15 protein-coding genes and 1 riboswitch are annotated in these 22,115 nt (G+C 58.3%); of the genes, 2 read left to right on the top strand and 13 right to left on the bottom strand.

Translation table 11 applies throughout. From position 1 onward, the window contains the following. Window positions 1-26: 26 nt before the first annotated feature. The 5 genes from ACVWYZ_RS10200 to ACVWYZ_RS10180 all read right to left on the bottom strand — a co-directional run bounded on the left by ACVWYZ_RS10200 (window position 27) and on the right by ACVWYZ_RS10180 (window position 9,478). Complete coding sequence (locus tag ACVWYZ_RS10200) at window positions 27-2,222, bottom strand: Rne/Rng family ribonuclease (protein ID WP_457466973.1); 2,196 nt, start codon at window positions 2,220-2,222, stop codon at window positions 27-29. A gap of 728 nt (window positions 2,223-2,950) precedes the next feature. After that, window positions 2,951-5,614 (bottom strand): TIGR03960 family B12-binding radical SAM protein, encoded by a 2,664-nt coding sequence (locus ACVWYZ_RS10195; RefSeq protein WP_457466972.1) that lies wholly within the window; start codon window positions 5,612-5,614, stop codon window positions 2,951-2,953. A gap of 150 nt (window positions 5,615-5,764) precedes the next feature. Continuing rightward, the gene (locus ACVWYZ_RS10190; protein ID WP_457466992.1) at window positions 5,765-6,916 is read right to left on the bottom strand and encodes an aminotransferase class V-fold PLP-dependent enzyme; all 1,152 of its coding nucleotides are present in this window, start codon (window positions 6,914-6,916) and stop codon (window positions 5,765-5,767) included. A gap of 261 nt (window positions 6,917-7,177) precedes the next feature. Then, window positions 7,178-8,803: a peptide chain release factor 3 gene (locus tag ACVWYZ_RS10185; protein ID WP_457466971.1), complete on the bottom strand. Its 1,626-nt coding sequence runs from the start codon at window positions 8,801-8,803 to the stop codon at window positions 7,178-7,180. Window positions 8,804-9,097: 294 nt separating this feature from the next. Further along, window positions 9,098-9,478, bottom strand: coding sequence for a hypothetical protein (locus ACVWYZ_RS10180; RefSeq protein WP_457466970.1), 381 nt, complete (start codon window positions 9,476-9,478; stop codon window positions 9,098-9,100). 100 nt (window positions 9,479-9,578) lie between these two features. Here ACVWYZ_RS10180 and ACVWYZ_RS10175 point away from each other — a divergent pair, with 100 nt between their 5' ends. Next, window positions 9,579-10,772 carry an RNA-guided endonuclease InsQ/TnpB family protein gene (locus ACVWYZ_RS10175; protein ID WP_457466969.1) on the top strand — a complete coding sequence of 398 codons (1,194 nt, stop codon included), beginning with the start codon at window positions 9,579-9,581 and terminating at the stop codon, window positions 10,770-10,772. An 18-nt stretch (window positions 10,773-10,790) separates the two neighbouring features. Here ACVWYZ_RS10175 and ACVWYZ_RS10170 read toward each other — a convergent pair whose 3' ends face one another. The 8 genes from ACVWYZ_RS10170 to ACVWYZ_RS10135 all read right to left on the bottom strand — a co-directional run bounded on the left by ACVWYZ_RS10170 (window position 10,791) and on the right by ACVWYZ_RS10135 (window position 18,799). Then, complete coding sequence (locus tag ACVWYZ_RS10170) at window positions 10,791-11,975, bottom strand: pyridoxal phosphate-dependent aminotransferase (RefSeq protein ID WP_414399639.1); 1,185 nt, start codon at window positions 11,973-11,975, stop codon at window positions 10,791-10,793. Window positions 11,976-12,032: 57 nt separating this feature from the next. Continuing rightward, a complete protein-coding gene (locus ACVWYZ_RS10165; protein ID WP_457466968.1) occupies window positions 12,033-12,635 on the bottom strand; it encodes a hypothetical protein in 603 nt (200 codons plus the stop codon). Between the two features lie 61 nt (window positions 12,636-12,696). Further along, the gene (locus ACVWYZ_RS10160) at window positions 12,697-13,608 is read right to left on the bottom strand and encodes a cell division protein FtsX (protein WP_457466967.1); all 912 of its coding nucleotides are present in this window, start codon (window positions 13,606-13,608) and stop codon (window positions 12,697-12,699) included. A 94-nt stretch (window positions 13,609-13,702) separates the two neighbouring features. Next, window positions 13,703-14,377, bottom strand: a complete 675-nt coding sequence (locus tag ACVWYZ_RS10155) for an ABC transporter ATP-binding protein (protein ID WP_011433476.1) — start codon at window positions 14,375-14,377, stop codon at window positions 13,703-13,705. Next, window positions 14,364-15,293, bottom strand: a complete 930-nt coding sequence (locus tag ACVWYZ_RS10150) for an ABC transporter ATP-binding protein (RefSeq protein ID WP_011433477.1) — start codon at window positions 15,291-15,293, stop codon at window positions 14,364-14,366. The genes ACVWYZ_RS10155 and ACVWYZ_RS10150 overlap by 14 nt, the downstream gene beginning before the upstream one ends. A gap of 4 nt (window positions 15,294-15,297) precedes the next feature. After that, window positions 15,298-16,191 (bottom strand): ABC transporter permease, encoded by an 894-nt coding sequence (locus ACVWYZ_RS10145; protein ID WP_011429071.1) that lies wholly within the window; start codon window positions 16,189-16,191, stop codon window positions 15,298-15,300. After that, window positions 16,188-17,189, bottom strand: coding sequence for an ABC transporter permease (locus ACVWYZ_RS10140; protein WP_011429070.1), 1,002 nt, complete (start codon window positions 17,187-17,189; stop codon window positions 16,188-16,190). Before ACVWYZ_RS10140 ends, ACVWYZ_RS10145 begins: the two co-directional genes overlap by 4 nt. Continuing rightward, window positions 17,174-18,799: an ABC transporter substrate-binding protein gene (locus ACVWYZ_RS10135; protein WP_457466966.1), complete on the bottom strand. Its 1,626-nt coding sequence runs from the start codon at window positions 18,797-18,799 to the stop codon at window positions 17,174-17,176. The genes ACVWYZ_RS10140 and ACVWYZ_RS10135 overlap by 16 nt, the downstream gene beginning before the upstream one ends. A 243-nt stretch (window positions 18,800-19,042) precedes the next feature. Then, window positions 19,043-19,247, top strand: a riboswitch (cobalamin riboswitch). Window positions 19,248-19,714: 467 nt separating this feature from the next. On the opposite strand from ACVWYZ_RS10135, the gene metE reads away from it, so the two are divergent. Beyond that, window positions 19,715-21,979 carry a 5-methyltetrahydropteroyltriglutamate--homocysteine S-methyltransferase gene (metE, locus tag ACVWYZ_RS10130; RefSeq protein WP_414347924.1) on the top strand — a complete coding sequence of 755 codons (2,265 nt, stop codon included), beginning with the start codon at window positions 19,715-19,717 and terminating at the stop codon, window positions 21,977-21,979. Window positions 21,980-22,115: the final 136 nt, after the last annotated feature.

The following is a 22,115-nucleotide window of genomic DNA, read 5'->3' as shown; positions in this document are numbered from 1 at the left end:
CCTGCCCCTGAGCTTGGGAGCGGCGGCTAACTGCTGCGGGAGCGCCGTCGCCTAGAGGCTGCCGGAGATTGCTGGGCAGGGCTAATCCCCAGTTCCGCGGCTGGCTCGGCCAAGCTGCTCTGCACGGCTGACGGGAACGATTCAGCAGAGGAGATTTCGGGTTCCGAGGGTTCGGGTGGAGAAACGGTATCCAGCGGCTCCTTCTCCTGCAAGGCATCCGGTTCGGGTGTAAACTCCTCTGTCTGAGAAGTTGCCTCAGTCTCCATCCTGGGCGGACTTTCCGCCTCTAGGGTTCCCGGCAGAACCACCCTAACCGCCGTGTCTCGGCCCCAAGGCGGCGGCTGGTCAAGGAGCAACAGCGGCGACAGCCCCAGCTCCGAGTAGACCCGTTGTTGCAGCGGGGTCATCTCCACGGTGACCGTTTGCCGTACCGGGGCCGGACGGCCTTCTGAGGACTCCGTCCCGCTGGCGCGAACGGTGCGGGCTGGGGGAGCGTGGTCTTTGCGTGCGGTGGATTCTGCCTCTTCCCCACGGCCAGAACGGCGGGGCTCTCGACGCTTTGGGTCTGCTCCGCCCCCTGCCGGTTGCAAGAGATCGTCCCCAAGCGGCTCCGGGGTTTCCTCGTCTGCAGGAGTATCTGGGCTCCGCGTAACGAGGCGCTGGCCGGTGCGGGGATCCCCCCAGTCTTCTCGGGGACGCTTGCGTCCTGTTTCAACCCGTGGCTCCTCTTCCAGATCGACCGGGGTGGCAAAGGGCGAAAAGGGATCCGGGCTGGGGCGTCGTTGTCCGGGGGCAGATCGCGACCGCCGCAGCAGCGCACGGCTATCGCCTCGAGACAGCCCATCGCTTCCCACTCGCAGGCGCGCCCGTTGGGAGTTGCCATCGCGGGGCAGGATCGGGCCGGCGTCTTCCTCATCCCCTTCTTCCACCTCGGTGGGCAGCGTTACCGTCAGGCCGCTTTCTATCGTCAAGAGATGTCCCGGCTCGGCCCCCGGCAAGCGGGCCAGGATCCCCAGCCCCTCACAGGTGGGGCAAGAATAGCCGAAGATCTCGTAAAGGCTTTGCCCCTGCCGTTTGCGGGTGAGCTCCACCAGCCCCAATTCCGACAGTTGGACCACCTGTGGGCGGGCTTTGTCGCTGGAGAGAGCCTTATTAAAATGCTCCAGAACCAGCAACTGGTCGCGGCGGGAATCCATATCGATAAAATCCACCACGATCACACCGGCAATATTGCGCAGCCTCAATTGGCGGGCAATCTCGGTAGCCGCCTCACAGTTTGTCCACAGCACTGTCTCCCGAGAAGTGGCCGATTGAGTGAAGGAGCCCGAGTTGACATCGATCACCGTCAGGGCCTCGGTGGGCTCGATGATGATGTAGCCGCCAGAGGGCAGATCCACCCGTGGCCGCAGCGCCTGCCGAATAACCGCGTTGACCCGAAAATACTCCAGAATGGGGGTGGGCTCGCGGTGGGCATCGACAACGACACCAGGGGGCATTTGGCCCTTGTTCCAGCCCTGCAGATAGCTACGGACTCGCTTCGCTCCTGCCGCAGAGTCGGTCACAATACGGTTCACATCGTCGGAGTAAACATCCCGCAGCACCCGCTGAATAAAGTCGTCATCCCGGTTGAGTAGCCCCGGCCCCCGTGCTGCCTGATACTGCTGTTGAATATCTTCCCAGAGTTTCTTCAATTGCTCCAGGTCGTCGATCATCGCTTCTTCGGACACACCTTCCGCTTCGGTGCGCACCAACAGGCCCATCTGCGGGGGTTTAATCAAAATGGCCAGCGACTTCAAACGGTTGCGTTCTTCTCGATCCTCGATGCGGCGGGACAGATGAACGCCTTTTCCGTAGGGTCGCAACACCAAATACCGCCCTGGAAAGGCCAAATCTCCGGTAAGCCTTGGCCCTTTGTTGCCGGTGGGCTCTTTCATCACCTGTACCAGCACCTTTTGCTGCGGCAAGACCAGCTCAGAAATCGAGGCATGACTTCGCTTGAGGCGCAGCGGGCCCAGGTCGCTGACGTGGATAAACCCATTGCGCTCTGCAGGGCCGATGTTGACGAAAGCGGCATCGATGCTGGGCAGAACGTTCTCGATGATTCCGACGTAAACGTCTCCCACTTGGTGAGCGCCGCTGGCGACGATCAGCTCCTGCACTTGATCTTCGGCGAAGACGGCTGCCACGCGATGTTGCTCGGCAATGACAATCTGCCTGGGCATTAACTTCCCTCCCCGGCCCAAGGGCACGCGGTTACGGATTGAACCCTCGTTCTGGCGAGGTGTTGTTCTTTTGCCGGGATCCGCTTAAGTTTCTTTGACCAGGATTGACTCATCATGGGGGTGTCCATTACCCTCAGCTCTGCTTTGACGCTTGGCTTTGTTTGCTCTCCAATGGGTGAGGCGAGTTATGTAAACTGCCCAATGCTGGCCTTGGTGGGTACAGCAGGGGGCTTCTGCTGTGGGGATAAAAGCTCATCGGATGAGATGAATGGATGGGGTGAGGTTTGCATGGAGATTATTGAATAGGCTCAGAAAGCAAGACGGCTCCGCTCCGGGAGATTGGAGGCTGGCCCATCGCAGAACCCCAGTTGTGCGGCCTAGCCCGAGTCCACAACAAGGCAGGGTTTGCACGGGGAAAGAAGCACCTTCTCAGGGTAAGATTGAGATCTGGGCTAGGTCGAAGGAGCACACCTTTTTGTTGCGCCTATCGACTCGACCCCATCACGCCTGTTACCTGCCCTGGGTACTGAGTTAAGAGTGTCTCCATTCCAAAATCCGGCCCAGCTTTTGCCTGCTGCTCACCCCGCCTTTGGTCAAGTTGATGCCTGGCGAGCCCCACAGCGACAGGAGCCAGCAATAGCAGCATTATAGCGCTTGTGGGATCCTTCAGCCTAGATGGCCGCTTGGCCATCGGATCCCTTGGGTTTAGCCGCTCTCGTGGGAAGTCCTCAATCTTGATCGGAGAGGGGGTTCTCCCACAACAGACGCAGCCGCTTTGCCGTCTGCAATGTCCAGCGGGGCAACCCCAATGACTCGGCCATTTGAACCAGATGGGTGGGCCTCAGGTAGGCGCCGTCGTTGCGGCAACTGCCCCGGTAAAGGAGGCGGGCACTGCCCTCAGGGGTCAAGCCCTGAAACTCTAGGTAGTACAGCAGGGCGCGGGCATTGAAGGGAGAGGACTTGCCAGACTTGGAGGTTTTTTCAATCCAGATTTCCTGCGCATCCAGAATCTGGGTAACCCAGGCGGGCCAAGAGGACTCCATCCCGCTGACGCAAATGGCTTTGGGCAACTCGCAGCTCACCGTAAGCTGATATTCGGCGGCGTAAACGGCTGCGGTGGCCGAGGGATCCCGAAGGCTAATTTCTTGGACGGCTTGGATGGGGATCTCCGGGGGCAGCTGTTCGCTCAGAAGGGCGCGCAGTTTCTCAGGCGTCAGAGGACCTTCAGGCCGATCCAGCAGCTCCAGATCCAGGATTTCGCCATAGCCTTCCTGGCCAATGGGCAGAGCGTTGGCGTTGGCCAGGCGGGGCATGGGGTGGTAGCCGCCGCTGAAGGCCAGAGGTAACCCCGCTCGCCGACAGGCCCGTTCCCACAGGCGCATGAGATCCAGGTGGCCCAGCCAGCGCAGATCCCCGGTTTTGCCGTAGGTGATGCGGAAACGCTGGGCAGGTGGCTCCGGCTCCAGGGGATCCGGGGTGGGGGTGGGTTTGCTCTGCAGGGGCGGGACGGGCGGAGGGGGAATGACGATGTTGTGGCCGAAGCCGGGGCCGCAGATGCCGCAGGCGGAGCAGCCCTCGAAGGAGCAGTCTTCCACGGTGAGGGCTTCCAGGGCGCGGCGGTAGTCTTTTTGCAGCCATTTCTTGTCAATGCCGGTATCGATGTGATCCCAGGGCAAGGGATCCTCCAGGCCCAATTCCCGGATGGGGAGATGGGCGCAGAGGGCGACCGGATCGGCGGCAGGATCCACCTCTTCGCCGCAGTAGGCCCTCACCCAGGCAGCATAGGCGGTGTCGATGCTTTCCCACCAGGCATCCATGCCGGCACCGGCCCGCCAAGCCCGCTCGATCATGCGGCCTAGGGAACGATCCCCTTTGCCGATGAAGTCTTCCAGGATGCTGAAGCGGATATCGGTGAAGTGGGCCTTGACTCCCCGTAGCCGGCGCAGCTCCTTCTGCAGCAGGGCCTGCTTCCGCTGCACGTCGGCATAGTCTACCCGGTGCCACTGGAAGGGGGTGTGGGGCTTGGGGGTGAAGTTGGAGAGGGTGAGGGTAAACTCCACCCGCTTGCGGCCTACCGCAGCGCATTCTCGCTGCAGCATCTGGACGGTGCGGGCGATCCCCAGGACATCGGCGTCGGTCTCGCCGGGCAGCCCAATCATGAAGTAGAGCTTGATTTTGTCCCAGCCCTCTTGGACGGCGGTGCGAATGCCGCGAATCAAGTCGGCATCAGTAAGGCCCTTGTTGATGATGTCCCGCAGCCTTTGGGTGCCAGCTTCGGGGGCAAAGGTGAGGCCGGAGCGGCGGGATCCCTTCATGATGGCGGCAATTTGCTCATCAAAGCGATCCACCCGCTGGCTGGGCAGGGAAAGGGCAATGTGTTCTCTGAGGAGACGGTTGTGCAGCTCCGCTCCCACCGCCGGCAGGGAAAGGTAGTCGGAGCAACTGAGAGAAGAGAGGGAAAATTCGTTGTAACCTGTTCTCCGCAAGCCCTGCACCACAGCCTCCACCACTGCTTCCGGATCCACATCCCGCGCTGGGCGGGTAAGCATTCCCGGCTGGCAAAATCGGCAGCCCCGTGTGCAGCCCCGCCGCACTTCCATCACCAGGCGGTCGTGGACGGTTTCCACCAAAGGCACCAGGCCGACGGAGTATTGGGGTTGAGGCAGGGCCACCCGACGGCGGACGCGCTCCGGCACCCCAGGCACAATGGGTCGAGGCGGGATCCCTTCGTAAAACTGGGGCACGTACACCCCCGGCACCTGCGCCAGCTCCAGCAAGACCTCTCGGCGGGGCTTGGACAGGGATCCGGCCAACACCCTGCCGATCTCCGGTAGCACCTCTTCCCCATCTCCGAAGACGAAGAAATCGAAAAAGTCGGCAAAGGGCTCCGGGTTGGAAGTGGCGGTTGGCCCACCGGCAAAGATCAGAGGGCACTCTTCCGGGGTGAAGGGTTGCCGTTCCGACCACCTGAGCGGGATCCCGGCCAGATCCAGCATCTCCAGAATGTTGGTGCCCCCCAGCTCGTAGGCCAGGCTGAAGCCGATGATGTGAAAGGCGCGCAGAGGGCGGCGGGACTCCACGGCAAACAGCGGGATCCCCAACTGCCGCAGGCGGGCAGCCAGATCCGGGCCTGGCAAGTAGGTGCGGTCACACAGTTGATCCGGCTGAGCGTTGAGGATGTTGTAGAGGATGAGGTGGCCCAGGTTGGAAGCTCCCACCTCGTACAGCTCTGGATAGCTCAGCACCCAACGCACCCGCGCCGAATCCCAAGGACGGTGGACGGCACCGAACTCTTTGCCCAAGTAGCGGGCCGGCCGCTGAATCTCAGGGGTGAGCAGGCGATCCAGATCGATGGGACTCAGATGCGGTTCAGTTGCAGCCAGAGAGAGCATGGGGATCCGCCGAGACGTTAATACAGCCACTGATCTGACTCTAGCCGAACTCTTCGAGCAGACCCAACCCAAGGGAAAGCGCTTTGCCTCTCTAAGTTTGCAGGTTACCGGTAGGCGAAACAACCATACTTGCAATGTCGTGAAGTCTGTTCAACCGGGAAAACTCTGCGGCGGACGCTGCAAGGCCAGCGCCAACTGTTCGTACTCTGCCAAATGGTTGTAGACCTGAGCCGAGATGCGTACCCAAAGCTGCCCGGCGAAGGGGATGATCGGAACCTCAATGCGGTACGTGTGCCACAGGTAATCGTGCAGGCGACGGGCGCGCTTCCCAAGAGGCAGCTCAGGGATCCCCTGTTGCCAGAAGGGCGGCAAGGGTAGGGTGGCCATAAAGCCCAACATTTCTTCAGGGGCGGGCGGGATCCCTTCAAGAGTCTCCAAAAGCAACTGCCGCGCCTGCAGCAGCAGAGTGTGGTTGTGCTGACGGATATTGTCTAGCCCCACCTCCTGGATAAACGCCAGGGCTGCTGAAACGGCCAACCAAGCGCTGGGATCCCGTGTGCCCACCCAGTCGAACTCGGCTGTGAACCCTTGCCCAAAGCCGTGGGAGATCACCGTAGGATGGGTTTGGGCCTGTCGGTGGGGGGCCACCCACAAAAAAGCACAGCCTTTCGGGGCAAACAGCCACTTGTGGGCATTGCCGGTGTACCAATCGGCCCCCAGCCTTTCCAACTCCAAGGGGAGAACCCCAGGGGCATGGGCGCCATCCACCAAAACTGGGATCCCGCGCTCCCGACAGAGGCCGATCAGCTCAGGCAGGGGGTAGATCAGAGCCGTAGGCGAGGTGAGGTGATCCAAGACCGCCAAACGGGTTTGGGGGGTGAGGATAGTCTCGAAGGCGGCGATAACCTGCTCCGGCCCTGCAATGGGAAAAGGGATCTGCGCCTCAACCGGGATGGCTCCCCACTGGGCATAGACATACTGTAGCGCCTGACGAACAGCCCCGTAGCCGTGGTTGGTGCAGGCGATCTGATCCCCTGGCCGGAACCGCAGCGAGCGCAAAACGGCATTGACCCCGCTGGTGGCATTTTCCACAAACACCAAATTTTCGGGTTCGGCCCCGACGAAATGGGCCAGTTCTGCTGCTGCCGCCCGTAAAGCTCGGGGAAGTTCCTCTCCCATAAACTGCACCGGCTGAGCCTCCAGGCGTTCCCGCCATGCACTCTGGGCCTGCAACACCTTTTTCGGGGTCGCGCCATAGGAGCCGTGATTCAAAAAAACGGCTTGCGGATCCAGTCCCCACAAGGAGCGTTCGCAAAGTGGCGCACAAGCACTGAGGGCAGAGCTAAAGCGAGGAGAAGTGGATCCCATATTGGGGAAAGAAGGCATGGTTCACTCACTCAAGCCCTAGAAGATGCACGAAAAAGATGTGAGAATTCCTGCGATCTGCATGAAGGGTTTGCTCAGAAATCCAAGAATGTCAACACAGCTACTGTGGAGACCGATGGCATCTCAGTTGAATATCGAAACCTGAGGCCCCCCGGAGAAAGATTCTCTTAGGTTGATCTATTGGCCGTCACCCAATTCTGGGCCGAGATCCGAGATAGGGGCAATTTTGCTGAGCTTGATTTTGGGGTTGCTGGCAACAAACTGCTGCAAAGTCCACTCATTCTTAAACAAAAGAACGGGCCTGTCTTGAATATCTTTGACAATGAGGGTGTTAAACAAGCTGGGGATGTTCTCCAGCGCCTTCCAGCCATTCTCGACCCAGCGAGCCAGGGTGTAGGGCAACATCTCCAGTCGGGTTTCGACGTTGTATTCACTTTCAAGGCGGTACTGCAAAACCTCAAACTGCAACTGGCCCACCGCTGCCACAATCGGATCCCGTTTGGAATCGTCGATAGAGTACATGATTTGTACAGCCCCTTCTTCCCGCAGTTCCGCTACCCCTTTCTGGAACTGCTTAAACTTGGAAGGATTGGGATTCTTCAAGTAGGCAAACAGCTCAGGAGAAAAGCTAGGGATCCCGGCGTAGCGCAGCTTCGGGCCGGTGTAGATGGTATCCCCAATGGTGAAGATGCCGGGATTATTCAGGCCGATCACATCCCCAGGGTAAGCTTCATCGATGGAGATGCGCTCTTGAGCAAACAACTTCTGGGGATAAGATAGGCGAATGGGACGATTGAGGCGGGCATGGTTGACCACCATATCCTTCTCAAACTTGCCGGAACAGATGCGCACAAAAGCAACGCGATCCCGATGGCGGGGATCCATGTTGGCCTGCAGTTTAAAGACGAAGCCCGTAAACTCAGGATGTTCGGGCGGGATTAGCCCAGCAGTGCTCTCGTGAGGCATTGGCGGTAAGGAATACTCCAAAAATGCATTGAGGAAAAGCTCCACCCCAAAATTGGTCATGGCACTGCCGAAAAAGACCGGGGTTTGTTTGCCAGAATGCACCTGTTTTAGATCCAAGGTGGGCATGAGACCATCCAGCAGTTCCAGCTCTTCCTTGAATTGGTAATACAAGTCCTTGTCGATCAACTCCTCAATTTGCGGATCCCCAAGTTTAATGACGGTATCTTGAACTCTTAGCCGCCCCCCAGATACCCGCTCAAAGAAATGAAACTCCTGAGTTCGGCGGTCAAATAGCGCAGTAAACCGCTCGCCTGAGCCAATTGGCCAGTTGACAGGATAGGGCTTGAGGCCCAGTTCTGTCTCAATTTCATCCATCAGCTCCAAGGGATCCCGACTTGGGCGATCCATCTTGTTGATAAAGGTAAAAATCGGCAGCCCCCGCATCTGACACACTTCAAACAGCTTGCGGGTCTGGGTTTCCAACCCTTTGCCGGCATCTTCCAGCATCACGGCATTGTCAGCCGCTGCCAGGGTGCGATAGGTGTCTTCGCTGAAGTCCTGGTGGCCGGGAGTATCCAGCAGATTGAGACGAATGTTGCGGTAATCAAATTGCAGGACGGTAGAGGTGATGGAAATACCCCGCTGCTTTTCCAGTTCCATCCAGTCGGAAGTGGCCCGCTTTTGCGCCCGACGGGCCTTCACAGCTCCCGCTTCTTGAATAGCCCCCCCGTACAACAGCAGCTTTTCGGTGAGGGTGGTCTTCCCCGCATCGGGATGGGAAATAATGGCAAAGGTGCGCCGTTGCTCTACAGCTTTGGCCAAATCAAGTTCTTTCATCAACTGTTGCCGCTCCACTACAACCTGGTCGCCTTAAAGAAGATTCCGCCGCGATGTTGTCCCCTAAAGGATGGGAGAAATACGGAGAAGGAAAAAATAGAAAATCAGTGGGAAATACGCTTGAGAATAATGAGGTTGGGTTGCCGCCAGGTAGCGAGGGGGAGAGAGCACAGGCCGAAAAGCGCGAAAAGCCAACAGAACCATTTTGACCCTAGCACAGGAACAGGGATCCCTGTTGTCTGGCATACTGGCGGAGATCTTGAGGGGGAATTTCCCAGGCCAACCAGCCAGAACTCAAAGCAGATGCTGCTCGTTGTTGTTGCGCAACGCTGACGTGAAGAGCAGTTGCTCAATCGTGGCAATGGTGAAGTTTTGGCTGATCACCAGCCGCTCGACGCGAATGCGGTGGGCTTGCAGGAGGCAATCTTGCTGCAAGGGCTTGGGCAATTGTTCCCAATGATCCAGCAGGACTTCCAGCAAAATCTCGCCCGGTAGCCCGGTGGCGCTTTCCAGGGATCCCAGCTTTTCCACCCTCTCGGCAGACCATTTGAGGGTAAGCTTTTGCAGGCCCAGTTGTGCATCCAGAGCCTCGCGGGGATCCGACTGGGCACCCTGCCCATTGGGGGTGCCATTGCGGCGAACCCCATTGTCGGTGCAAGCAGTAGCAGGGGGCAAAAGCTCGGCTGGCTTTTCAGCTAGAAATCGCAGGAGCCCCGCACTGTACCCGTAGGGTCGGTGTCGGGAGGAATGCGCTTTGATGAAGTACAATGAACTTATGAGCCAAGTCCTGACCATATCCTGTAAGCTCAAGGTGTCCCCGTCGCAAGCCGCCAAATTGGACGCGACGATGGATGCCTTTGTACAGGCATTGAACTGGGTCAACCAAAACACACCAGAAAAAGTAGTCAACGCAGTCAAACTCCAATCCCTTTGCTACTACGAGATTCGAGCCCGGTTTGGCTTGTCCAGTAACTTGGCTCAACAGGTGTGCAGACGGGTAGCGGGTTCCCGCAAAGTGGCTAAGCAGAAAAAGCGTCCCGTCAAGGAGTTTAAGAGCGGCTTTGTTACCTACGACGCTCGCATCTTTTCGTTCCGTCAAAAAGACTGGACGGTGTCGCTGACCACGGTGGAAGGGAGAGAACGCTTTGAACTGGCCATTGGCAACTACCAGCGTGGGATGCTGGCTGGTTCCAACCCAAAAGCTGCCACGCTGGTCAAGCGCAAAGATGGCTCCTACTACATCCAGATTTGCGTAGAGGAAAAAACACCTAAACAACAAGATACCGACAAGGTGATCGGGGTGGATTTGAGCAGGACGGATATTGCTCATACATCGGAAGGAGATCACTGGAATGGACAGCAGTTGAGCAGAGTCCGCGACCGCTACTCCCGGTTGAGGGCGGTACTCCAACGCAAAGCCAGTAAGGGCACACGCAGTTCGCGGCGCAGATGCAGAGAACTGTTGCAACGGCTGTCTGGCAAGGAGAGACGCTTTCAGGCGTGGGTCAATCATCGCATCTCCAAAGCTATTGTCTCTAGGGCAAAGACCACAAACAGCGCTATTGCTCTGGAAGACTTGACAGGGATCCGGGAAAGGGTCAATCAACAACCCCGCAGCAAAACCGAAAGGCGCAGGGCCAACAGTTGGGCGTTCTACCAACTACGTCAGTTTCTGGAATACAAGGCGAGGGTTGCAGGGGTTTCTCTGGTTCTTGTGCCGCCTGCTTACACGTCGCAGACCTGCCACAAGTGTTTGCATATCCATCCCGATCCTGCGCAATCCTACCGCAGTGGCAAGTCGTTCAAGTGTGGGCATTGTGGATGGGAAGGGGATGCGGATTTGAATGGTGCGAATGTGATTGCGCTCTTGGGGGCTGTCGTAAACCAGCCTAGAGGTCCGGGCTTGTTTTGTTCTCTGGTAGAGCAGAACAGGCTCAGGGCTACTGAAAGCCCGCTCCGTACCGCTTAGCGGTCGGAGCCGGGTAGTTTACAGGGAAGACACAAACCGGTGCAGCCGCTGCAGCCCTTTTTCGAGGGTGGTGCGATCGGCAGCATAGGAAAGGCGAATGTAGGAATCTGCCCCAAAGGCTACCCCCGGCACAGCAGCCACGTGGTGTTCCTTGAGCAGCTGCCGGCAAAACTCCACCGAACTTAACCCGGTTTGGCCGATGTTGACAAACACATAAAATGCACCTTCTGGCTCCGGGCAAGTCACCCCCGGCAAGGTGCGGATCCCGTCCAGCATCAGATCTCGCCGCTGCCAGAATTCTTGGCGCATTTTTTCCACAGCCGCTGCCGATAGGGGGCTGGTCAGGGCTTCCAGAGCGCCGTACTGGGCGAAGGTACACACATTGGAGGTGCTGTGGCTTTGCAGGTTGATGGCCGCCTCAATGATGGGCTTGGGCCCGGCCAAGTAGCCCACCCGCCAGCCGGTCATGGCGTAGGCTTTGGCAAAGCCACTGCTGAGAATCAGGCGCGGCATCAAGTCAGGGCAAAGGGATCCCAGGCTGATGTGGCGGGCTTGTCCATAAACCAGCTTTTCGTAGATCTCGTCGCAGATCACGTACAGATGGGGGGCGGAGAGGATCACCTCTGCCAGAGCTGCCAGCTCGTGCTGGTGGTAAACGGCTCCGGTGGGGTTGGCCGGCGAGTTGAGAATCAGCAGCTTGCTGCGGGGGGTGAGGGCCTGGCGCAGTTGGGCGGCGGTGAGCTTGAACCCCTGGGCCTCTTCCGTCTGCACCTGCACAACCTTTGCCCCTGCCAAAATGGCAATTTCGGGGTAGCTGACCCAGTAGGGAACAGGCAGGATCACTTCATCGCCGGGATCCAGCAGCACCATGGCCAGGTTAAACAGGGTTTGCTTGCCGCCGTTGCTGATCAGGATTTGGTCGTGGCTGAACTCCAGGCCGTTTTCCTGCCGCAGCTTGTCGGCCACTGCTTGGCGAAGAGCGGGGATCCCAGCGGTGGGGCCGTAACGGGTTTTGCCCTCTTCCAGAGCACGGATGGCCGCGGCCCGAATGTGGTCAGGTGTATCGAAATCCGGCTCGCCTGCGCTCAAGCTACACACATCCAGCCCCTCTGCCTGCATGGCTTTAGCCAGAGCCGAAATGGATAGCGTGGGGGAAGGGGATAGATGGGCGACCCGTTGGGACAAGCCGGCAGCAGACACCATCGGTTGGGAAGCTCTTTGGTTTATTTTAAGGTTCTCAAGCAGGGCCAATCTAGATAGCTAGGCTACTGCGGTCAACAGGCGGGTACCATCCACCAACAGCAGTTTGTTGCCCTCTCGCTCTGCCAACAGATCCCAAAACTCGCCCGCCACAGCTCCGGGCAAGAACCCTTCCAAGCGCAATTGCAGAGGAGCAAATTGCTTGGTTCCCTGGGGCTTGCGCCGCACGGTCACCTCAACAAAGCCATCGTGGGGCTCGACAATGCCGCGGATGTTAAAGCCTTCCTCTGTGTCCTCAGGGGCAGGCAAAAACGGTTCTTCTTCCCACTCTGGGTCTTGCTCCTCTTCCGGCAGGGCCAGGATGCGGATGATGCTCAAGCCCAAAGCCCCCCCTGAACGCGGCTGCGGCTGCACGTAGTACCAGTAGGTATGGCCGCTCTTGATGCAGTGCTCGAAGGGGCCGAGAAGCTCGGCGCGTCCGGGGGTAGCCGGATATTCTGCTCCGTCAGAGGCAACCAAGGTTGCCTGCGCATAAGTCTTGGGGATCGATTTCAGGGATCCCTTAATCAGGCCCAAAGCGCGGAACTGGTACGGGTGGGCGGGAGGAGGCAATGGGTTCATGGCGGCCAGATCTTGGAAAGCCAGGGAAGTAGAGTTCATCATCTTATCCTATGGCGATCCTCAGATTGGAATATCCAGGGCTTTCCTCAGCATCGCCTCCAGCTCATCGCCCTGCCGACTTGCGCACCGCGATCAAGCTGCTGGTGGTGCCCAGAAAAACCCCCATCCCCAACAACATCGACGGCAAGAGCCAAAACTCCGGTTGGCTGCGATCTGCCTGCATCACCTTGAGGAAGGGCAAGGCAATCAACTGCTCCAGCAGCTCCTGCAGCAACTGCTGGGATCCCAAGATCAATCCCCAAGCTCCCACTGCGCTGATCACCCCAAACAGGCACCCTTGCAAAATAAAGGGCAAGTAAATCCAGGCTGCCGTCGCCCCCACCAATTGCATCACCTCGATCTCCCGCCGCCGCGCCATGACGATCAGGCGAATGGTGGTGGTGATGACTGCCACCGCTGTCAGGGCCAACACGCCGGTAATGGTCAGGGATCCCAGCCGTAGCATGTCCTGGAGCTGGGCCAGTTGCTCCACAATGCGGTCGCCGTAGTAGACCTCATCCACCCCTTCCAGTTGGCGAATCTGCTCCGCCACTTCCCCCAAGGCTTCGGTGGAATCCGCCTTAACCCGCAGAGCATCCACCAAGGGGTTCTCCCCCAACTGGGTTTCCATGGCCGCCTCGTCTTGGATCCCCATTTCCAGCAAAAGGTTGCGCCAAGCCTGGTCTTTGGTGATGACCTTCACCTCGGCCACATGAGGCAGTTGGGCGACCTGGGGTTGCAGCTCCACCCCCTGCCGTTCCGGCTCCAGATAGACGGAGATCTCCAGTTGTCCTCCCAGAGACTGCACCGTTGCATCCACACCCCAGGACAGCTCAACGCCGATCCCCACCAAGAACAGCAACACCAGCAGGGTGCTCACCGCGGCCCAGTTCAGCCAGCCCCCCCGCCGCAACCCCAAAAAAGTCTCCTGTAGGAGGTAGCGAATTTTATTGAGAAGTCGGGAGAGAGATTGCATGCTATTCACCGTCCAACAATCAATGGGCTCAGACCCTTGCCCCCTGGAGCTCAACAGAGCCTGTGGAGAGCAAAATAGGGATCCCGGCAGCCCCTCAGCGCAGATCATACAGGCGCCCTCCCTCCATGCGCACCACCCGGTGGCCGGCCCGCTCCACCAGATAGGGGTCATGGCTGGTCATGATGACGTAGCGGCTGCAGAGCCGTTCCAGGAGAAAGCGATCATGACTGATGACCAAAAGCCCCATCTGATGTGCCCGCCCATAGGCCAAGACAGCTTGCCAGATCAGGGCTTGGGTATTGGCGTCGAGCATGGCTGTCATCTCATCTGCAATCAAATAGCGAGTTTGTGGGTTGAGAACCCGGGCGATGACAACCCGCTGCAATTCTCCCCCGCTTAGCTCATGGGGATAGCGGTTGAGCCAACTGGGGGAAATGCCTAAGGTGTGGAGAACCTCTGGCTGGGGAGGAGGCCCTTCCCGCAAGACCTGAGCTATGCGCCAGTGGGGGTTAACGGCCTGCTCTGGATGTTGAAAGACAAGCTGCACTGGGCAGTACCCTCGCCGAGGCAAAGGCTGCCCTGTCACACTCACCCGACCTTGGCTGGGGGTAAGGTAGCCCGCCAGCAACTTGGCCAGAGTAGTTTTGCCAAAACCAGAGGGAGCCATCAGCCCTACGACTTCCCCAAGTTCTACTTGAAGGGTCTGATCTTGCACCACCCAAGGCAGATGCCGTCCATAGCGAAACCAGAGATGCTCACCCTTGAGCATGGATACACCTCACCCACCCTCCTCCAACCGCCCGCAGAGGCGGATGCTCAGCTCGACAGATTTCACTTGCCCAGGGGCAGCGATCCCCAAACAAACAACCCGCAGGCAGTGCCTCAGGGTCAGGCTGGTTGCCCGGCAGGGGAGCAAACTCATTTTGCGGCAGGGATCGCCACAGAGCTTGAGTGTAGGGGTGGCGCAAGTTTCCCCTTTCGAAATCCTGAGCCGAGGCCAACTCGACTGTAGTGCCCGCATAGAAGACTGCCACTCGATCTGCCACCGACAACGCCGCCTGAATATCGTGTGTAATCAACATAACGCCTCGGCCCTCCTGGGCCAGCTCCCGCAGATGGGCAAGGGTCTCAGCCACCACCTCCGCGTCCAAGCCTGGCGTGGGCTCGTCGGCTATCACCAGCTTGGCTCTGCTAACTGCCGCCGTCGATACCAGCACCCGCCGTGCCATGCCTCCGGAGAGCTGGAAAGGGTAGAGGCCCTCTGTTCCCGGCGGCAAGCTATAGCGGGCAAAGATGCGGCTCACTGCTCTACGGGCCTCGCCTTGGGAGGCACCGCTGAGCCGAGCTACCCGCTGTACCTGGGATCCTACTTGCATGAGGGGATCCAGGTAGTCCACAGACTGGGGGATGAGAGCAATGGCCTTGCCGCGCAGTTGCCTACACCGCTCAGGGGTCAAGGGCTGCCCCTGAAATAGGAGAGTACCGCGCAGGGTAGCGTTCTCTGGCAAAAGACCCAAGAGGGCATGGGCCAGCAAACTTTTGCCCGATCCGCTGGCCCCCACCACTGCCACCACCTCCCCTGCCTTAACCTCCAGATCCAGATCTGTAATCACCTGAAGGTAGCGGCGGCGCAGCCCCCGCTCGTATCGGCTGAACCTAATGTTTAGGCCGGAGACCACCAACATTTCCCTACTCCTGAGCCGTACGCGGATTGAGAAGGGCCTGCAGGTTTTCTCCCAGCCAGTCAAAAGCCTTGACCGACAGCAGCAGCAGCAGTCCAGGCATAACCCCCAGCCACCAGTAGCCGGTGGAGAGGTGGCGCATGGATTCGGCCAGAATAATGCCGATGGCCGGTAGGTGCGGCGAAATACCTACCCCAATGAATGAGAGGGCTGCTTCGTGCAAAATGGCGTGGGGAAACAGCAGAATAAGTCCCACTAGGAGCTGGGGCAAAATGTGAGGCATCATATGGTAGCGGGCAACCCAGAGGGAAGAGCGGCCCAGTCGGTAAGAACTCTGGACATAGTCAGAACTGCTGACCTGTAACACCTCGGCCCGCACCAGGCGCGCTAGGCTGGGCCAGTGGGTGAGGGCAACGGCAACAATGACTCCCCGAACTCCGCCGCCGACAGCAAAAGCTATAAGGATCTGCACCACCAGGTGAGGCAGGCTGAAACATAGGTCAATCATCCAGCAGATCGAGGCATCCACCCAGCCTCCCACCGTGCCACCCACCAAACCCAAAACAGCGGCGATCACCACGCTGACGGCGGCAGCCAGCATGCCTACCCACAGACTAAGGGACATCCCGTGCAAGGATCGGGCCAGCATATCCCGCCCCAGCCAGTCGGTGCCGAAGGGATGGGCCAGGGAAGGAGGCTGATTCCGCTGAGTTAGGTTCGGGCTCAGTCCGGTATCGCCGATAAGCCCAGCGCTGCAGAGGATAGACACCAAAAAAAAAGCACACAGTCCAATTGCCCACAGAGTCTGCCGCCTGCGCTCTCCTTTGACAGAGGACTCTGAGAATTTCATCCCCCCATCGGCATCAGCAGCAGCAACACGAGGCGATGCAAAAGGGATCATCCTATCCTCCCGCCAAGGCGAATGCGTGGATCGACAATCTGGTAGGACAGGTCAGCTAGGGTATTGCCGGCATAGACAAACAAGGCGCTGAAAAACACAATGCCCACCAACAGAGGCACATCACTGCGCAAAGCTGCCTGTACCGTTGCTTGTCCCAGTCCTGGATAAGCAAACACCTGTTCCACTAACACTGAGCCACCAAACAGTTCCCCAAAGGAGGCAAATTGCAGCGTCAGCGCAGGCAGCAAGATATTCCGCAAGCCGTGGTACCACAGGATCCCAGCCAGGCTTTCCCCCTGGGCACGAGCAAACAGCACATAGTTGCTGTGCAACACGTCAATGAGCTTCTGACGAGTGTGCAAGGTGATGTTGGCAACGCCGATGAAAGTTAGGGTGAAAGCAGGCAAGAGCAAGTGGTGTAAGCGCTGCCAAAAAGTCACCTCCTCCGCCAACGCGCCAGGTGGCGCGGCGCAACAGATAGGTGTTAGACCCAGCTCTACCGAAAACGCGATCAAGAGTAGCAGCGCCACCCAGAAAGGGGGAGAAGAGGCGAGGGTGTAGGCGTAAAGACGAATACCGCGGTCAACCCAAGTGCCCTGAAACGCTGCGGCCAAAACCCCCAACCCCACTCCCAGGAAACCGGAAAGCAGCCAGGCAATTGCCAGTAAGGGCAGCGATAGCTCAAACCGCTGTTGAATGACCTGCACCACTGGCTGATTGAACACCATTGAGGTGCCCCAGTTGCCTTGAACCATCTGCCCAAGCCAGTTCCCAAAGCGAAGCAGCATGGGCTGATCCAGCCCCCAACGCTGGGCAATCAGGTCTCGTTGGGCTGGGCTGATCTGCAGCATGTCGGCCCCTACATAGGCTTGTACGGGATCAACAGGGGAGAAGCTGAGCAGGGCAAACGTCAGGACTGCCACAGCCGCCAGCAGCAACCCCAGCCGAGTCAGCTTATAAGCCAGAAACAGCAGAACTGACCTCAGTTGCACGTCCATTTCCAACGGGTGATGTTGGCTGTGATTGGCCAACCATGGCCATGAGGCTGTACCTGCGGCTGGCCTATATCCAAACACTCGTGGACAAAGTAGGTATGATCCAGGTTTACCAACCAAGCCCAGGCTGCATCTCCTTTGGCAGTAAAGCCTTGCTTTCCATCCCACTGGGCTGCCCGCCAGAAGGGGATAGCTTCAGCTTCAGAGGGGGCCTCCATAGCCAGATCCAGCATTCGATCCACAAACGGGTTGGCATAGTAGCCGGCATTGAAAAATCCCCCCTGGGCCGCTTTGCTGTGGTAGAGGTTGTACACCTCAGTTGGGTCATGGCTGCCCCAGCCAAACAGCACCACGTTGCTGTGCATGAGCGGAGTGATGTCATCCCAACTTTTGCCCTCGACATTGACTCGGATGCCCACAGGCCGCAGCATTTCTGCAACAGCTAGGGCCAGGGCTTGGCGAATACTGTCGTTGGCCGGGTAGAGCACGGTGAACTCAGCCCGCAGCCCGTTTTTTTCCACTACCCCATCCCCATCTTTATCGCTCCAGCCTCCCTCAGCTAGAATCTGACGGGCCAGGTCTGGATTGTTGTCCTCAATCTTGGCGGTCGGCTCTTCCCAGGGCAAACCGCTGACTGGGCCATAGGCAGGGGATCCGTAGCCTTCTAGGACTCCATCCACCAGCGCCTGTCGGTCAATGGCGAAGTTGACCGCCTTGCGAATCGCCAAGTCAGAAGTCACATCGTTGCCGATGGGGTATCCCTTTGGGGTTGTCGCACCGGTTTTAGGGGGAAAGGGGAACATCAGCCCTCGGTTATCCACACTGGGAATGGCGTGAAGCTTCATGCCCTTAACAGTTTGCTTAGCCAAAGACTGAGGCACGCTAACCACGTGTACCTGTCCGGCTCGGGCTGCTGCAAAGGCTGCATCCTCCTCCAGGAAAAGGAAAACCAGCCGCCGAATGCCAGGAGTCTGGCCGTAATATAAGGGATTTGCCTCCACAATCAGTTGTTGCCCCTCATCCCACTGCACCAGTCGGTAGGGGCCAGAGCCAATGGGTTTGCGAGCATAATCAGGCCCGTGGGCATGTTGAGGCACGATACCCAAGGTGATGAGGCGGTTGACAAAAGTACTTTGGGGTTTTTGCAGCCGCAGCTCCACCGTATGAGTGTCGATAGCTACTGCTTCCTTTAGGGCGGTTAGGTCGACCAGACCACCACTCCGAGCTGCTTGGTTAAAGGTGTAAGCCACGTCCGCTGCTGTGACAGGTTTTCCATCGGAGAAGACTGCATCCTTTCGTAGGGTTACCGTCCAGGTTAGGCCATCTTGGCTGACAGTGTAGCCAGTCGCCAGGTCGTTTACAATCTCAAGGTTCTCGTCCCGCCGCAGCAGAGTGCTTTGGAACAAAGGCGAACCGTAACGTCCCCAGCCCAGGGTGGGATCAAATCCTTCTTCCCTTTCCCCTCCAATGGCCAGCACGATTTGATCGCTGGATCCTGCTAGCTTTGGATCGAAAGCTGTCCGCTCAGCAGCATTCTGAGCGCATCCAGCCCACATCTGGCTCAGCAAGAAGAGGCCCACAGACCACACAGTTACTTTTAAGCTTGATGCCATAGAAACCCCGATCTGTCGCTTTTTCAGCAAAAAGGAGCAAACCCCCTTGCCTCCTGGACAAGACTTATGGCAGCTAAGCTACCACTGCCTTATCTTGAGAGCAATGCAGGGGGGGAGGATGCTTAGAGGATTCCGATGACTTCCTGCAAGACCGCTGGGTGAAAGGTGAGGTCTGGTAGCTCCAAAGGCTGCTGGCTTGGTGATGATTGAAGCACTCTACTCCCGTCTCTGAACTCCGTGATACGATGTAGCTCAGCTATCGGTTCTGACGGGGATCAGCCGCCAGAGGAAACGGGGAAAGAGCAGTGAGAATCTGCCGCTGTCCCGCAGCTGTGATCCGGTTTAGGAGAAGTCCTGCAGCAAATCTCTAGAGTCATTCGCTGCCGATCCAGGTCTTGTCCCCCAAAACCGTGTCAGTCAGAATGCCCGCCGATGGTTTTTCTAAACTTCACAACATCTGCGAGGTACAGATGGTAACTGTCTTGGCTTTAGCTCGTTTCTGCTTTCGTTATCCTGAGCATTTTCCTGGCGTTGCTCCCACAAGCTTTCGGTACTCCTCAGCAGTAGAAATAAGTCCAAGAACCCAAGCAAGACTCTGAGCCAGTTGGCCGGGAGAGAGTAAATTTTGGGTGCTGTTGCACCAAGATCTATCAAGATCTATCAAGATCTACAGCCCGCCTACGCGAAGGAAAGAGTGAGATGTCAGGCTTCCTGACTTCAATTGGTAGGCTGGCAAGTAGCCACTGCGATCGCTGGCTGCGTTGAGTATCTTTTTTGCGCAAAAGGCAGTGTTTTGTTGGGGTTCCAGAGGCAAGAGAGGAACAGCCGGTTTCTTCCTTGGCGGGCGGGATCCCAGTTGAGGGCGAATTGAACGCAGGAAAATTAGAAAACTCAGTATTTGGGATGGCACACAACATGACTGCACAAACCATGACATTGGGGTATGCCCGCATGGGCAAGCGCCGCGAGCTCAAAAAAGCTTTGGAAGGCTTTTGGAGTGGTGCCCTAGGGTCAGAGGCTCTGCTGGCTACCTTTTGGGATTTGGAGACTCAAGCCTGGCAGACTCAGCTACAAGCTGGGATTGATCACATTGCGGTAGGGGATCAGACTCTCTACGACCATGTACTGGACTGGGCCACCTGGCTGGGGCTGATCCCCTCTCGGTTCCGAGGTCTGTCGGGTTTAGACCGCTACTTTGCCATGGCGCGGGGTCGGGAGGGCCTGCCGGCTTTGGAAATGACCAAGTGGTTTGACACCAACTACCACTACTTGGTACCCGAAATTGAGCCGGAAGCCGATCCCAGTCCTAACTTTGGGGATTTTTTGGAAAGAGTTCGGCGGGCCCAAGGGATCCTAGGGGAGCGCACCAGCCCCGTTGTCCTCAGTCCAGTGACTTTGCTCTGCCTTAGCCAGCGATCTGGGGATCTGCGGGCGGACTTGGAAAAGCTCCTTCCTCTGTACCGGGATCTCCTCCAGGAGTTAAAACAGCTGGGGATCCCAGAAGTCCAGATTCACGATCCCATTTTGGTTACCAGCCAGGGAAGTGGCCTGCGGGAAGCTGTGGAAATGAGCTACCGCCAGTTGGCAACCGCCGGGATCCCTGTCCACTTGGTCACCTACTTCGATGACCTGGGGGAGACTTACCCCTGGGTGGTGCAACTGCCGGTGGCCGGCATTAGCCTTGACTTTACCCGTGGCCACACCCTGGATCTGGTAAGAACCTATGGCTTTCCGGCTGACCAGATCCTAGGTGCTGGCGTAGTGGACGCTCGGAATGTCTGGAAGGTTCAGCCTGAGACCGTCTTGGCCAGCCTGCGGGAGCTGCAGGGGGTAGCTCCCAACCTACGGGTGCAGCCTTCCGCTTCGTTGCAATTTGTGCCCCACGACGCTGCTCTGGAAGCCCAGTTGCCGGAACCCCTCAGAAATGTCCTCAGCTTTGCCGAACAGAAGCTGGCCGAAGTAGCTCTCCTGGCGCGAGCCCTCAACGGCGAAGACACTGCTGCCCAGCAGGCGGAAATCCAGCAGCAATGGCAGAGCTTTGCGCAGTTTAGCCCCCCCAACCCCCAAGTGCGCCAGGCTTTGGCCAACCTCAAGCTCCAGGACTTCGAGCGATTCCTGCCCTACGAGCAGCGCCTAAGTCGGCAGGTTCAGCTACCACCTTTGCCCACCACCACCATTGGCTCCTTCCCCCAAACTCCAGAGGTGCGGCAGTGGCGAGCTAAGTACAAAAGAGGGGAGGTTTCGCAGGCGGAGTACGAAGCAGCCATTGACGCTGAGATTGCCAAGTGCATCCGCATTCAAGAAGAGATTGGCCTGGATGTGTTGGTGCATGGGGAATTTGAGCGCACCGACATGGTGGAGTACTTTGCCCAGAAGCTGGAAGGCTTTGCCTTCACTGAACACGGCTGGGTGCAGAGTTACGGCAGCCGCTGCGTGCGCCCTCCCATTCTCTACGGCGACGTGGTTCGCCCCCAACCCATGACAGTGCGGGAATTCCAAGTAGCCCAGTCCCACACCCAAAAGCCGGTGAAAGGCATGCTCACGGGGCCAGTGACTATGCTCAACTGGTCCTTTCCCCGTGTTGATATTCCCCGGCGGGAGCAGGCTTTGCAGATTGCCCTGGCCTTGAGAGCCGAAGTGGCAGATCTGGAAGCGGCTGGAGCGGTGATGGTGCAAGTGGATGAGCCGGCACTGCGGGAGGGGCTACCTCTGAAAAAAGAACGCTGGCCAGAATACCTCAGCTGGGCAGTGGATGCCTTTCGCCTAGCTACCGGCGGGGCCAAGCCGGAAACCCAGATTCACACCCACATGTGCTACTCAGAGTTTGGGGACATCATCGAGCACATTGAGCGGCTGGATGCCGACGTGCTTTCCATTGAAAACAGCCGCAGCAACAACAAAACCCTGCTGCAAATTGCCCAGGCTGGGTATCGTCACCAGGTGGGCAACGGCGTTTACGATGTCCACAGCCCTGCGGTGCCGAGCGTTGAGCAAATCCTGCAGCAGCTGCGCACAGGACTGGCCCACTTGCCTGTGGAGCAAACTTGGGTTAATCCCGATTGTGGCCTCAAGACCCGCCGCTGGGAGGAGGTGATCCCCGCACTGAAAAATATGGTGGCTGCCGCTCATCAGCTAAGGGAGGAGCTTCTGGAAACCCAACCTGAGGGTCTGCGCGAGTAAGGCCCACGACCCGCTGATGTAACTGGTCGGGCTGGCTTGACAAGTCGCCGCGGGCGGTGCCGCTGTTGTGCTGATGCGGCTGGCTTAGGGCCTACGGTCTGCTGATGCAACCGGCAAAGCTGCTCTCCGGGATCTC

Source organism: Thermostichus sp. MS-CIW-37 (assembly GCF_054060065.1).
This window is presented reverse-complemented; position numbering and strand designations above follow the sequence as displayed.